Genomic DNA, 13,027 nt, shown 5'->3' on the forward strand with positions numbered 1-13,027 from the left:
GTTTACGATGATTTGAATTGAAAAAAGCTTTTTAGCAAAGGAGAAAAGTAAAATTATGAAAGCAATTGTTGTTAATGAAGCAGGAGGAACAGATAAGCTTATTTACCAAGAGGTAAATTTACCTAAAATAAAAGCTAACTGGTCCTTAATTAAAATAAAAGGGTTTGGTATCAATAGATCGGAGATTTTTACGAGAGAGGGAAAATCGCCAACTGTTTTGTTTCCTAGGGTTTTAGGCATTGAATGTGTGGGTGTTGTTGAAGAAACGAGCGATCCTGAAAGATTACCTATAGGGAAAAAAGTTATTTCCATTATGGGAGAAATGGGACGCGCATTTGATGGCAGCTATGCTGAATATGTAGCATTACCAAATAACCAAATATATCCAATAACAACAAATATATCTTGGAAAGAACTTGCGACTATTCCTGAAACGTACTATACAGCATTTGGTTCAATGAAAAACTTAAAAATTACAAAAAAAGATAAAATTTTAGTTAGAGGCGCCACAAGTGGAGTAGGTATTTCATTTCTTAAATTGTTGAAGGCCAGATATCCTGATATTGTAATTGATGGTACTAGTCGGAGCCAAGCAAAAAATGAGCAATTATTGTCCGCTGGTTTTAATGATGTAATAATAGATAAGACTGGTGTATTAGAGACTGAAAAGAAGTATGACAAAATTTTAGAATTAATTGGCCCTGCCACTATAAAAGATAGTTTTCAACATTTAAACGAAGGAGGCATTTTATGTAGTACGGGACAATTAGGAGGTAAATGGTTTTTAGAAGAATTTGATCCGATTATAGATATCGAGAAAAATAGTTACCTCACTAGTTTTTACTCTGACAATGTCAGTCAGGATAAATTGAATGATCTGTTGGACTACATTTCAAAATATGATGTTGATGTGAAACCAGAAAAAAACTTCAAACTAAGTGAAGTTCCTTTAGCGCATGCTTACTTACAAAATCAGGATAGTTTTGGGAAAGTAATCGTGTTACTAACAACTGAATAAAGATAAGTACCAAATTGGTTAGCGACGTATTATGGGTTTCATAATTGATAGTTGGAGAGTAACAGGGCTGATTGATTACGTAACAAAAGTCTTATGGCTTTTGTTTTTTTCGTTGTAAAAAAACTGTTATTGGTAATAGTTTTTAAACTACTATCAACAACAGTTTTTATAGACTTATTTTTTCTAATTAATTACACTTTTTAGTCTCAATCGATTTATTTTTCAGCTAACTGTTCAAGAATAGCTAAGCCAACACCATCTTCAGAATTTGTTTTTGCTGAATGATTGGCAATACGTTTTACCTCGTCGTGGCCATTTTCCATGGCGTAACTGACGCCTGCAACTTTTAACATAGAAACATCATTTAAGTTATCTCCAATTGCCATGACATCTGACATTGGGATATTAAGTTCTTTAGCGAAAGCTTGGAGTGCAATCCCTTTTTGGGCATTTACGTTGTTAATTTCAAGGTTAGTAGGTGCAGAAGAGGTAACAACAAGTGAGTCTTCTTCTTCAATTTTTGCTTTTAAAGGGAGTAATTCTTCTTGACCATCCATACTGAAAACAATTAATTTAAAAATATCAATTTTTGAATCATCGATGACTGTTTGGTAATCATCAACGTAATTGATATTCATTAATTCAAGACGAGCTGCAGCTAATGAAACAGCCATTTTAAATGGTGTATCTGGATTTGTATCAGAGATTAGACGCGCTACATTTTGAATACGGTTTGCACGATTATCAGAATAAACACCGTTTGAGGTTGTCATTTCAAAGTAAAAATTTTCTTTTTTGAATGTTTGAACTAAAGTTTGAACGACTTTTTTTGAAATAGGTGTTGTACTAAGTGTTTTACCATTTCCATCTAAAACTTCTGCGCCGTTAAATGTAATCATTGGACTATTGAACCCGGCTGCTGTAATTAAAGGTTTAACTTCAGTATAGCCACGGCCAGTAGAAACGATAAAGTGGACTCCTAATGCTTGTGCTTGTTTAATCGCATCGGCGTTTTTTTCTGAAATCACCATTTGATCATTTAGTAAAGTACCATCCATATCTGATGCAATAATTTTTATCATAAATTCAACACTCCTCTAATCTTATTTACTGGTTTCATTTTAACATGAAACCGCTCGATATTTTAATCAAATCATTTATTTTTGTATTCACTAATATGGTAAACTTAATCTGTGAGGTGTTAGACAATGAATATTAATGTCGATAATGATTGGCAACCCATTTTGACCGAAGAGCTTGCAAAATCTAAATATGCTGATTTAGAAACGTTTATTGATAATGAATATCAAAATGAGACGATTTATCCGGAAAAAAATCGCATTTTTGAAAGCTTTGAACTGACCCCATTTTCTGACGTTAGAGTTTGTTTATTGGGACAGGATCCTTATCATGAAAAGCATCAAGCTCATGGGTTGAGTTTTTCTGTTTTACCAGGAGAAAAAATTCCACCTTCTTTACGGAATATGTATAAAGAATTGGAAACAGATTTAGGAATTCCACCAGCTAATCATGGCTATTTGAAGAGTTGGGCGGAGCAAGGTGTTTTGATGTTAAATTCAGTCTTAACTGTAAGAGATGGCGCCGCTAATTCTCATCGTAATCATGGATGGGAATTATTAACAGATGGTGTGATTGAACGATTATCCGAATCTTCACAGACAATTATTTTTGTTTTATGGGGGAAGACAGCCCAAGATAAGATTAAATTAATTGATACAGATCACAATATTGTGATAACATCACCTCATCCAAGTCCGTTATCTGCTTACCGCGGTTTTTTTGGATCGAAACCATTTTCACAAATAAATCAAAATTTAATAAGTCAGGGATTGCCACCGATTAACTGGCAATTACCCAGTAACACTTAATTAGGAGGAAATGATATGTCATTATTTGAAAGTTTGAAAAGCAAAATTGAAAGTAAAAAAATTAAAATAGTTTTTCCTGAAGGGGAAGAAGAACGTATTCTAAGAGCAGCCGTTAAATTAGCAGAAGATAATTTGGCAGAACCTATTTTATTGGGGGATGTTGCAAAAATGAAAGAGTTAGCCACAAAGCTCGATTTAACTCTTGATGGTATCGGTGTAGAATTACTTGATCCTAAACAATATTCTGAAACAGATTTTAATGAGATGAAAACGGCCTTTGTTGAACGACGTAAGGGTAAAAATACACCTGAACAAGCTGAAGAAATGTTACGCGATGTTAATTATTTCGGTACAATGCTCGTTTACATGGGATTAGCTGAAGGGATGGTTTCTGGAGCTGTTCACGCTACTGGAGATACCGTTCGACCTGCATTACAAATTATTAAAACGAAACCAGGCGTGAGTCGGACAAGTGGTGCCTTTATTATGACCAGAAATAATGATACAGAAAAGTATTTATTTTCTGATGCTGCGATCAGTATTAATCCAACTGCTCAAGAATTAGCAGAAATGGCAATTGCAAGCATTCAGACGGCTCGTCTCTTTGATATTGATCCCAAAGTAGCAATGCTTAGTTTTTCAACTAAAGGTTCAGCTAAAGCACCAGAGGTATCAAAGGTAGCAGAAGCAACTGAAATTGCACAAAAACTAGCACCAAATGAAGCGATTGACGGCGAATTACAATTTGATGCTGCTTTTGTACCGAGTGTTGGTGAACAAAAAGCACCTGGATCAAAGGTTGCAGGACAAGCAAATGTTTTCATTTTCCCTGAATTACAATCTGGAAATATTGGCTACAAAATTGCACAACGTTTAGGTGGATTTGAAGCTATCGGACCTATCCTACAAGGATTAAACCAACCGGTTTCAGATTTATCTCGTGGTGCTAACGTAGAAGAAATTTACAAGGTTGGTATTATTACAGCTGCGCAAAGTTTAGAATGAAATGGTGAAATAATTAATGAATATTGAAGTCAGTTCTGTAGAAGAAACACAAGAAATTGCCGAAAAAATTGGACAGCTTGTTGAACCTAATATGATTTTGTTATTGGATGGTGATTTAGGCGCAGGAAAGACAACTTTTGCTAAAGGCTTAGCCGTTGGGTTAGGGATCAAGCGGAACGTTAAAAGTCCAACATTTCCAATTGTGAGAGAATATCGTGAGGGCCGTTTGCCGTTATTTCATATGGATGTTTACCGACTTGAAGGGATGGGCGGCGCAGATTTAGGGTTAGATGAATATTTTAATTCTGATGGTGTGAGTGTTGTTGAATGGTCTGAATTTATTCAGGATGAATTACCAAATGATTGGTTAAAAATTACATTATTGAAAGATGATCATGATGATAATTTACGTACTATCGAATTAGAAAGTAATGGATTACAATATGATAATATGTTGGCCCATTTCAACTAAAAAAACAAGTTAGCTGATAGCCTCTAAATGGGGGTATCAGCTAACTTGTTTTTATTTAACCAATTTTTCGATTTCTGGTTTCATCTTTAAAGGATTAGTCTTAGGTGCATAACGTTTAACAACTTGTCCATCACGATTAACTAAAAATTTAGTGAAGTTCCATTTAATTGAGCTACCCAACACGCCTTGCGTTTCATCAGTCAGGTATTTAAATAGTGGTAACGCATCTTCTCCATTTACATTTTGAATGGTATGCATTGGAAAACTAACGCCATATGTCATACGACAGGTAGCTGCTGCTTGCGCATCATTATCGACTTCTTGATGGAATTGATTCGATGGAAACCCAAGTACCACTAATCCTTGGTCTTGATAATCCTCATATAATTCTTCTAATTGTTTAAATTGTGGCGCAAAACCACATTTAGTGGCTGTATTAACAATTAATAAAGGGTGATCCTTGTACTTTTCTAATGAATAAGTTTCACCATTTTCTAGTGTAACCTGATAATCATAAATTGACATTGTAATTTCCCCCAATTTGGTTTGATTACGGTCATCATATAACAGTTTAAACAGTAGCCCTATTAATGTGCTTAAATTTGATTATGCTGGCTTCACAAATGGTTTTAAAATTTCTTGTCCAAATTCGTGTTCTTGATAGAGTAAGATATTGGCACAAGCAACGGAATCATCTAAGGCATTGTGATGATTTGTTAACGTGATTCCCAATTCATCACAAACCGTATTTAATTTATGATTTGGAAATTCTGGGAATAATTTACGACTTGTTCTAACCGTATCTAACAATAAAAATTGGGGTGTCTCTAATCCATAATAACCCAATGTATTATGCAAAATACTGTTATCAAAGGGGGCATTATGTGCCACGATTAAACTATTGTTCTGGAAAAGTGGCGAAATATGTGACCATAGTTCTGGAAACTTTGGTGCAAATTCAACGTCTTCTTCGTGAATACCATGAATTTGAACATTACGCCAATTAAAAGGTGTTTCCGGTTTAATAAGTGAATAAAATTCATCAACGATTTGATTATTTCGAACAACTGTTAAAGCAATTGAACAGGCGCTATGACGCTGATTATTAGCAGTTTCAAAATCCATTGTAACAAAATTCATAATTAACTCCTTTTTAATTCGATATGACTGATAAGGTTATTAAAATACTCGGTCTAATAATGTTAATAAAGTATAACAGTTAGGTTATACAATTAAAAGTCGCTTGTTTGTGCGTTAAAATAGAAAAATAAACATTGAACGTGTTAAACTAGAAGGAATTGCTAAATGTTGAAAGGAATCGAATAAATAATGATAATTGACACTTTTGTAGAACTATTTCCATCTATTAAAATTTTAAAAAATGAACCACTTGCTAAATATACAAATACTGAAACGGGAGGGATGGCTGATCTTTTAGCTTTTCCTGATGCAGTGTCAGATGTTAAAATTTTGGTGAATACAGCCAATGAAAATGGTATTCCTTTAACTGTTTTAGGAAATTCGAGTAATCTAGTTGTGAAAGATGGCGGTATTCGTGGACTTGTAATCATTTTAACGGATATGGATAAAATTGCTGTATCTGGGACGAAAATTATAGCGCAAGCTGGTGCCTCACTTATTGAGACAACAGAAGAAGCTTACCAAGCTGGCTTGACTAATTTTGAATTTGCTGCTGGGATTCCTGGGAGTGTTGGTGGTGCCGTATTTATGAATGCTGGTGCATATGATGGTGATATCAGCCAGGTATTGAGTGAAGTTAGTGTTATTACACGTACTGGTTATGTGAAAACACTAGTTAACGAAGAAATGAACTTTGACTATCGTCATAGTCAAATTCAAGATGATAATGACATCATATTAGAAGCAACCTTTGTATTAAAAGAAGGTAATAAATATGATATCCGTGAAAAAATGGATGAGTTTAACTTTTTACGTGCATCTAAACAACCTTTAGAGTACCCATCATGTGGAAGTGTTTTTAAGCGACCTGATGGACACTATACTGGTGTACTAGTTCACGAAGCTGGGTTACAAGGCTACCAAATTGGTGGCGCACAAGTATCAAAGAAACATGCCGGGTTTATTGTTAATGTAGACGGCGCTACTGCAACAGATTATATGGATGTTATTAAGCATGTTCAAAACGTTGTGTGGGAAAAATTTAAGGTTAGATTAGAAACGGAAGTTAGAATTATCGGAGAAGACTAAAGTAGAAAGGAAGATGGTAAATGCCGCTACTTGAATCGGTTATTGTTTTAGCTGCACTTGTTTTACTATCAAATGTTATCAGTCATTATCTGGTTTCAATACCCGTTGGATTGATCCAGATAGCATTAGGCTTTGTCGTTGCCTTAATTTTTAAAGTCTCAATTGAGTTAGAAACAGATTGGTTCTTATTACTCTTTATTGCGCCACTATTATTTAATGATGGTCGAAAATTTCCAAAACGTGAATTGTGGAAATTAAGAGGTTCCATTTTTGCGAATGCCATATTATTGGTTTTCTTAACAACTGTGGTAGTTGGATTTTTCATTCATCTTTTGATTCCAAAAATGCCATTAGCAGTTGGATTCGCACTGGCAGCTATTTTGTCACCAACGGATCCAGTTGCTGTGCAATCGATTGCTGAAAAAGCAAAATTACCAAGTAATATTTTAAATTTGGTTAGTGGTGAAAGTTTAATTAATGACGCAAGTGGATTAATTGCCTTTAAATACGCGATTGCTGCTGCGGTTACTGGCTATTTTTCATTTGGACAGGCGCTTGGTGATTTTACGTATATTGCGATTGTTGGTTTTATCTCGGGAGCAGTGTTAATGTTGCTGATTTCAACAATACGAGATTTTTTAATGAGGCAAGGGATTAATGATGTTGTTTTTAATACGATATTACAAATTTTAACACCTTTCATCATTTTTCTTTTTACGGAAGAATTTTTGCATGCATCAGGTGTTATTTCGGTAGTTGTCGCTGGCGTTATCTCTAGTATGCGTAAGAATACTTTCGCGACGTACTTACCTGAAATTAAGTTAGTAACTGAAAAAACCTGGGAAATTGTGGTTTATCTCCTGAATGGATTTGTGTTTATTATTCTTGGAATTGAATTACCAATTGCGATGTCAAAGACATTAGAAGATAACAATAGTAGTACTCTTTCGGCTATTATTGATGTTTTTGTCGTCTGGCTCTTTTTAGTCGTGATTCGTGTTGTTTGGACGTATATTAATATGTTATTAATTTCTAAGAAAAATAAATCAAAAAATAAGGCAAAGCCAAGTTGGCGTATTGCGTTAATATCAGGATTTTCAGGTGTTCGTGGTGCAATTACAATGGCTGGTGTGTTAACAGTCCCAACGATAATAAAAACAGGTGCTGCTTTTCCAGAGCGTTCATTAATGTTATTTATTGCTGGTGGCGTGATTATTTTAAGTTTAGTAGCCGCAATTTTGATATTACCTCTTTTAACTAAAGAAAAAGGAATAATGAAAACCAGTAATGAGGTTCCTGATGCTACTTTAGTTGAAGATGAGGATGCTATCATAACTAGTGATAGCGGAGATACGCAGTTCAATGAAAAGCAAGCTCGTATTTATATTATGCGAGTTGCTATTAGTCGCTTGGAATCTGAACGACGAGAATCTAATCAAAAAGTTGCCTATGAATTAATTTTAGAATATCAATTTATGATTCGTCGACTTGAGTTTTCTGATCAGGATGATGAACGATTACGCCAAATTGTTGAGGAAGAAGCAGACATTAGGCGAATTGCTTTAGATGGAGAACTCGAAGCGTTAGATAAAATGAGATTAAAGCAGGCTATTAGTAATAAAAACTATTCAATTATTAGTAAGAAAATTATGAAACAAAAAGCGAAATTAGGTCAAATTAATAATCGGAAAATCTCATTTGTAACGGTTAGAAATATTAATCATGCCTTTGTTCAATTAGGTAAGGTTGTGAGACGGACACTCTATTCTGAAAAAGAATTAAAAATGGTTTATGAACGACGAAATATAGAAAAAGCTTTAGCAAAAGCAGCTATTAAAGCACTATCAACGTATGTTAAAAAATCTGATGATGGCAATCAACAATTTAAGCAGCAAGCTATGTATCATTTGATTGTTTATTATCGTAATCGTATCGAAACATTAAAACGGACCAAAAATATTAATCAAGCCGAATCTGAGGAACAAAGTTACCAACTTAGATTAAAGGCTATTGCGGCTGAACGTTCTGCGATGCAGGAATTGATGGAACGAGGCTATATTACATGGTCATTAGCGTCAAGTTTACGTGAATATATTAATTATTCTGAAAATGTTATTATGCTTTCTGAAGAGGACTAAAAAATAGGTGTAACTCGCAATTTATATGCGAGTTACACCTATTTTATTGTTTTTCTATAGACTTCTAAGCAAATGATAATAACTAGTTGGACTATTGTTAGTAAAACGACAAAAGCTAACATTTTAATTGTCCACATATCGGCAATCAATTTTAATGTTAATTTTGGTGATGTTAGTAGGTAAACAGTGTGTAATCTTAAAAAACGACCAATATAGACACCGACAGATGACAAAATAGTTAGGCCAAATATAACGACATAACGAAAATAATAAGGTGTTAAGTGTAGTCGTTCTTTAATTTGGTCGGCAATTTGAGAAAATCCAACGAGTGCAAGTAACGTACATGATAAGGTACTTACCAACAAATAAGTATAGTTTAGCCACATATGAATATCTAATTTAATTAATCCTGTCATTATGTCATAGGGATGCAGTAAGCTTAAATGAAAAATATCAGTTAATAGGTAAGGCGCGTTCGGATAAAAGAATAGCCAAGCTGCTGTTAACAGCCAAAAATAAGTATTTGATAATTTATCTTTGATGTGAAAAGCTAATTCAATTGGCAGATAACCTAAAAATGTATTTAAGAGTAAAAAATTAAAAGGTGATTGTTGGTTGTAAACGAATAAGTAAATAATAATTAAGTAACATATAAAAAATAATCTGATACCGTGCTTTACATTTGTATTTATCATAATGGTCATCCTTTTCTATAGTAACTTCAGTGTAGCAAAAAATGAGATGAAATCAAATTAATAATCCGGTAGATAATAGAAAATATGGCGGGATGAGGAAACAAATCTAACAACGTGGTATAATAAAACGGTTAATAAAATAGAGGAGGCCGAGTGATGTCCATTAACTGGGGTGGTCTTGTAACGTGGGGGCATATGGTCAATATACTAGATATTATCGTTGTCTGGTTTGTTGTTTATGAACTCATGGTACTTTTACGAGGAACAAAAGCGGTTCAACTTTTTAGAGGAATCATAATTATTGTTGTGATTAAGCTAATTAGTGTGGTCGTTGGGCTACAAACTGTATCTTGGATTATGGATCAAGTTATCAATTGGGGTGTTATCGCCATGGTTGTTATTTTCCAACCGGAAATAAGACGTGGATTGGAACATCTTGGTCGTGGATCATTTTTTTCAAGAGGTAAACAGAAAAACAAAGACGAAGAACATATGATTGCTGGACTAGACTCAGCTATTCAATATATGTCAAAACGTCGAATTGGGGCATTAATTACTATCCAAATGAACACTGGATTGGAAGATTATATTGAAACCGGAATTGCATTAGATGCTGAAATTACGGGTGCATTATTAATCAATATTTTCATTCCCAATACACCATTGCATGATGGCGCGGTAATTATTAAAGATAATAAAATAGCTGTTGCGGCGGCTTACTTACCATTATCTGAAAGTAACTTAATTCCAAAAGAATTAGGAACTCGGCATCGTGCTGCAGTAGGTATCAGTGAAGTAACCGACGCAATTACGATTGTTGTGTCAGAAGAAACAGGTTCAGTGACAATTACGCGAAATAACGAACTTATTCGTGATTTATCACAAGAAGATTACCTTAAATTATTGAATACTGAATTAATTAAAGATGATGAACCTAAAAAGAACAACCCTTTCTGGGAATTTTTTGAACATTTCGGGCGTAAGGGGGATAAAAAATGAATCTAAATAAATTTTTTAATAGTCGCTCATTTTTTATTGGAACCTCTTTAATTTTAGCAATTTTATTATTTGTTTATGTTAATTATGATCAGTTAGCAAATACAAATAATTTTTCCGATTCAAAAACAACGAGTCTAGTTGCAAATGAATCAAAAACGATTGAGGCTGGCCTACAAATTACGGCCGATAGTGATAAATACTTTATTACTGGATATCCTAAAAATGTAAAATTAACATTGGACGGTCCTGGCGCTTTAATTACAACAACTGTGAATACACAAAACTTTAGAGTGTTTGCTGATTTAAAGGGTTTAAATCCTGGAAAACATGTTGTTAAGTTACAAGCAGAAGGATTAAACAAAGAAATTAGTTATAAAATTAGTCCCGCTACAATTTCTGTTAATATACAAAAACGTAAGACAACGACATTCCCTATTCAGGTGAAATTTAATGAACGTCGTTTAGCGCAAGGGTATAAGAGTGGGACGCCTGTTTTAGATAATAATACGATTTCTGCATCCGGTGCGGAAGGCGATGTGAATGCTATTTCAGAAGTGGTTGCACAAGTAAATGTCAGCAGCAATCAGATCAAGTCAACAATTTCACAAGAAGTCTTACTTGAGGCCTTAGATGTAAATGGTAAAACTTTAAATGTCGTCATGACCCCATCAACAGTCGGTGTTACAATACCGGTTGAGAGTACTAAAACCACTAAAAAATTACCTTTGAATTTTGTTTCAAGTGGAACTGGCGTATCTGGGAAGACGTATAAGTTTTCAAGTGATACAAAACAAGTAACGGTAACGGGTACAGAATCAACCTTAAGCAAATTAAGTAAACTTGATGTTGTGGTACCAATTAATAAGATTAGTGATTCCGTTACGAAAACAATTAGTATCGATTTGGATAAGAATAATTTAATTTCATCAAATCCAGAATCTGTTAAAGTAAAAATTAGTGCTTCTGGTGGAACCGCAGCATCAAAAACTGAAAGTAGTGAAACAACAACTGATCAGACATCGACGAGCTCTGAAACCAGTTCAGAAAGTAGTGAAAGTGCTACTTCGTCTTCATCGACAAGTTCTGATAGTTCAAGTAGTTCAAGTGAATCAACGAACGCATTAAATTAATTAATTAGTGAGGAGAAAATAATGAAATATTTTGGTACAGATGGTGTTAGAGGAATTGCAAATAAAGAACTAAGTCCTGAGTTAGCATTTAGATTGGGACGTTTAGGTGGGTATGTTCTATCAGAGCATGCACAACTTGAAAATAACGATAGACCACAAGTGCTTGTTGCGCGTGATACACGAATCTCTGGTCAAATGCTTGAACAAGCTTTGATTTCAGGGTTATTATCAGTTGGGATTGAAGTACTCTCATTAGGCGTTATTTCAACACCTGGTGTAGCGTACCTTGTACGTGCCCAAAATGCAGTTGCTGGAATTATGATTTCAGCTTCACATAATCCCGTTCAAGATAACGGCATTAAATTTTTTGGTGCGGATGGTTATAAACTATCTGATGAACAAGAAGAAGAAATTGAAGTTTTATTAGAAAAAGATTCTGATGATTTGCCAAGACCAGAAGGTGAAGGCCTTGGAGTATTAGCAGATTATCCAGAAGGTGTACTGAAATATACACAATTTTTGGAACAAACAATTCCTGATGATTTAGAAGGAATTCATGTTGGAATTGATTCAGCTAATGGCGCAACAAGTGGACTTGTTTCACGTTTGTTTGCTGATTTAAATGCTGAATTTGAAACAATGGCAACTTCGCCTGATGGATTAAATATTAATGATGGCGTTGGTTCAACACATCCAGAAGGATTAGCTAAATTTGTAGTTGAAAATAAGCTTGAAGCCGGGATTGCTTTTGATGGCGATGGTGATAGATGTATTGCTGTTGATGAATTAGGTAATATTATTGATGGCGATAAAATTATGTACATTTGTGGATTATACATGAATGAACGTGGTCGCTTGAAAAAAGAAACAGTTGTGACAACTGTTATGAGTAATATTGGACTATACAAAGCACTTGAAGCAGCTGATTTAACATCAGTTAAAACACAAGTTGGTGATCGTTATGTTGTTGAAAAAATGCGTGCTGACGGTTACAACATTGGTGGCGAACAATCTGGACATATTGTATTCTTAGATTACAATACAACTGGTGATGGGATGCTAACTGCTATTCAATTGCTAAATGTTATGAAGAAAACAGGCAAGAAGTTATCTGAATTAGCTGCAGCTGTTCAGACTTATCCACAAGAACTTGTGAATGTTAGAGTGACAGATAAGCAAGCTGCATTAGATAATCAAAAAATTAAAGATAGTATTGCAGAAGTTGAAGCAGAAATGGCCGGCGATGGCCGAGTTCTTGTGAGACCTAGTGGAACTGAAAATTTATTACGTGTTATGGCCGAAGCACCAACAGAAAAAGAAGTTAAAGCTTATGTTGATCGAATTGTGCAAACAGTTCAAACTGAAATGGGCGTTTAGAAATTAAGCGAAAGAGTCATTTGAATGAAAATTCAAATGACTCTTTTTTTATTTTAAAGTTGATTTAAAATATAG

Annotated in this window: 13 protein-coding genes; 9 read left to right on the forward strand and 4 right to left on the reverse strand. The window is 34.4% G+C overall.

Annotated elements, in window-relative coordinates; all coding sequences use genetic code 11:
* The first annotated feature begins 55 nt into the window (after positions 1–55).
* Positions 56–1,018: a zinc-binding dehydrogenase gene (locus tag AC1RPQ_RS04980; protein ID WP_481761437.1), complete on the forward strand. Its 963-nt coding sequence runs from the start codon at positions 56–58 to the stop codon at positions 1,016–1,018.
* Between the two features lie 215 nt (positions 1,019–1,233).
* Here AC1RPQ_RS04980 and AC1RPQ_RS04985 read toward each other — a convergent pair whose 3' ends face one another.
* Positions 1,234–2,100: a Cof-type HAD-IIB family hydrolase gene (locus AC1RPQ_RS04985; protein ID WP_481761436.1), complete on the reverse strand. Its 867-nt coding sequence runs from the start codon at positions 2,098–2,100 to the stop codon at positions 1,234–1,236.
* Positions 2,101–2,226: 126 nt separating this feature from the next.
* Between AC1RPQ_RS04985 and AC1RPQ_RS04990 the strand changes: the two genes are divergently transcribed.
* From AC1RPQ_RS04990 to tsaE, 3 genes are read left to right on the forward strand one after another with little or no spacing between them, the layout of a single operon-like run.
* Complete coding sequence (locus AC1RPQ_RS04990) at positions 2,227–2,907, forward strand: uracil-DNA glycosylase (protein WP_481761435.1); 681 nt, start codon at positions 2,227–2,229, stop codon at positions 2,905–2,907.
* A gap of 15 nt (positions 2,908–2,922) precedes the next feature.
* Entirely contained in the window at positions 2,923–3,912 is a 990-nt protein-coding gene (gene pta, locus AC1RPQ_RS04995) for a phosphate acetyltransferase (protein WP_481761434.1), read from the forward strand.
* Positions 3,913–3,928: 16 nt separating this feature from the next.
* Positions 3,929–4,384, forward strand: coding sequence for a tRNA (adenosine(37)-N6)-threonylcarbamoyltransferase complex ATPase subunit type 1 TsaE (tsaE, locus tag AC1RPQ_RS05000; RefSeq protein ID WP_481761433.1), 456 nt, complete (start codon positions 3,929–3,931; stop codon positions 4,382–4,384).
* A 51-nt stretch (positions 4,385–4,435) separates the two neighbouring features.
* Here the strand turns inward: tsaE and AC1RPQ_RS05005 are convergent, their stop codons facing one another.
* Together AC1RPQ_RS05005 and AC1RPQ_RS05010 are read right to left on the reverse strand one after the other, a co-directional pair.
* Entirely contained in the window at positions 4,436–4,909 is a 474-nt protein-coding gene (locus AC1RPQ_RS05005; RefSeq protein WP_481761432.1) for a glutathione peroxidase, read from the reverse strand.
* Between the two features lie 81 nt (positions 4,910–4,990).
* Positions 4,991–5,524, reverse strand: a complete 534-nt coding sequence (locus AC1RPQ_RS05010; protein WP_409022237.1) for a 3'-5' exonuclease — start codon at positions 5,522–5,524, stop codon at positions 4,991–4,993.
* 189 nt (positions 5,525–5,713) lie between these two features.
* Between AC1RPQ_RS05010 and murB the strand changes: the two genes are divergently transcribed.
* Together murB and AC1RPQ_RS05020 are read left to right on the forward strand one after the other, a co-directional pair.
* Positions 5,714–6,613 carry a UDP-N-acetylmuramate dehydrogenase gene (murB, locus tag AC1RPQ_RS05015; protein ID WP_481761431.1) on the forward strand — a complete coding sequence of 300 codons (900 nt, stop codon included), beginning with the start codon at positions 5,714–5,716 and terminating at the stop codon, positions 6,611–6,613.
* A 20-nt stretch (positions 6,614–6,633) separates the two neighbouring features.
* Complete coding sequence (locus tag AC1RPQ_RS05020) at positions 6,634–8,751, forward strand: cation:proton antiporter (RefSeq protein ID WP_481761430.1); 2,118 nt, start codon at positions 6,634–6,636, stop codon at positions 8,749–8,751.
* A gap of 38 nt (positions 8,752–8,789) precedes the next feature.
* On the opposite strand, the gene AC1RPQ_RS05025 is transcribed toward AC1RPQ_RS05020, so the two are convergent.
* Positions 8,790–9,446, reverse strand: a complete 657-nt coding sequence (locus tag AC1RPQ_RS05025) for a DUF1361 domain-containing protein (protein ID WP_481761429.1) — start codon at positions 9,444–9,446, stop codon at positions 8,790–8,792.
* A gap of 156 nt (positions 9,447–9,602) precedes the next feature.
* Between AC1RPQ_RS05025 and cdaA the strand changes: the two genes are divergently transcribed.
* The 3 genes from cdaA to glmM are packed head-to-tail and all read left to right on the forward strand — an operon-like array spanning position 9,603 to position 12,952.
* Positions 9,603–10,445 carry a diadenylate cyclase CdaA gene (gene cdaA, locus AC1RPQ_RS05030; RefSeq protein ID WP_409022241.1) on the forward strand — a complete coding sequence of 281 codons (843 nt, stop codon included), beginning with the start codon at positions 9,603–9,605 and terminating at the stop codon, positions 10,443–10,445.
* Complete coding sequence (locus AC1RPQ_RS05035; RefSeq protein ID WP_481761428.1) at positions 10,442–11,575, forward strand: CdaR family protein; 1,134 nt, start codon at positions 10,442–10,444, stop codon at positions 11,573–11,575. The genes cdaA and AC1RPQ_RS05035 overlap by 4 nt, the downstream gene beginning before the upstream one ends.
* A 21-nt stretch (positions 11,576–11,596) precedes the next feature.
* The gene (gene glmM / locus AC1RPQ_RS05040; RefSeq protein WP_409022243.1) at positions 11,597–12,952 is read left to right on the forward strand and encodes a phosphoglucosamine mutase; all 1,356 of its coding nucleotides are present in this window, start codon (positions 11,597–11,599) and stop codon (positions 12,950–12,952) included.
* Positions 12,953–13,027: the final 75 nt, after the last annotated feature.

The sequence above is a fragment of the Dellaglioa sp. CoH-57-MRSF-21 genome, from assembly GCF_056781915.1.

Coding starts and splice junctions, on each gene's coding strand:
- AC1RPQ_RS04980 (WP_481761437.1), top strand. CDS start 56: ATGAAAGCAATTGTTGTTAATGAAGCAGGAGGAACAGATAAGCTTATT.
- AC1RPQ_RS04985 (WP_481761436.1), bottom strand. CDS start 2,100: ATGATAAAAATTATTGCATCAGATATGGATGGTACTTTACTAAATGAT.
- AC1RPQ_RS04990 (WP_481761435.1), top strand. CDS start 2,227: ATGAATATTAATGTCGATAATGATTGGCAACCCATTTTGACCGAAGAG.
- pta (WP_481761434.1), top strand. CDS start 2,923: ATGTCATTATTTGAAAGTTTGAAAAGCAAAATTGAAAGTAAAAAAATT.
- tsaE (WP_481761433.1), top strand. CDS start 3,929: ATGAATATTGAAGTCAGTTCTGTAGAAGAAACACAAGAAATTGCCGAA.
- AC1RPQ_RS05005 (WP_481761432.1), bottom strand. CDS start 4,909: ATGTCAATTTATGATTATCAGGTTACACTAGAAAATGGTGAAACTTAT.
- AC1RPQ_RS05010 (WP_409022237.1), bottom strand. CDS start 5,524: ATGAATTTTGTTACAATGGATTTTGAAACTGCTAATAATCAGCGTCAT.
- murB (WP_481761431.1), top strand. CDS start 5,714: ATGATAATTGACACTTTTGTAGAACTATTTCCATCTATTAAAATTTTA.
- AC1RPQ_RS05020 (WP_481761430.1), top strand. CDS start 6,634: ATGCCGCTACTTGAATCGGTTATTGTTTTAGCTGCACTTGTTTTACTA.
- AC1RPQ_RS05025 (WP_481761429.1), bottom strand. CDS start 9,446: ATGATAAATACAAATGTAAAGCACGGTATCAGATTATTTTTTATATGT.
- cdaA (WP_409022241.1), top strand. CDS start 9,603: ATGTCCATTAACTGGGGTGGTCTTGTAACGTGGGGGCATATGGTCAAT.
- AC1RPQ_RS05035 (WP_481761428.1), top strand. CDS start 10,442: ATGAATCTAAATAAATTTTTTAATAGTCGCTCATTTTTTATTGGAACC.
- glmM (WP_409022243.1), top strand. CDS start 11,597: ATGAAATATTTTGGTACAGATGGTGTTAGAGGAATTGCAAATAAAGAA.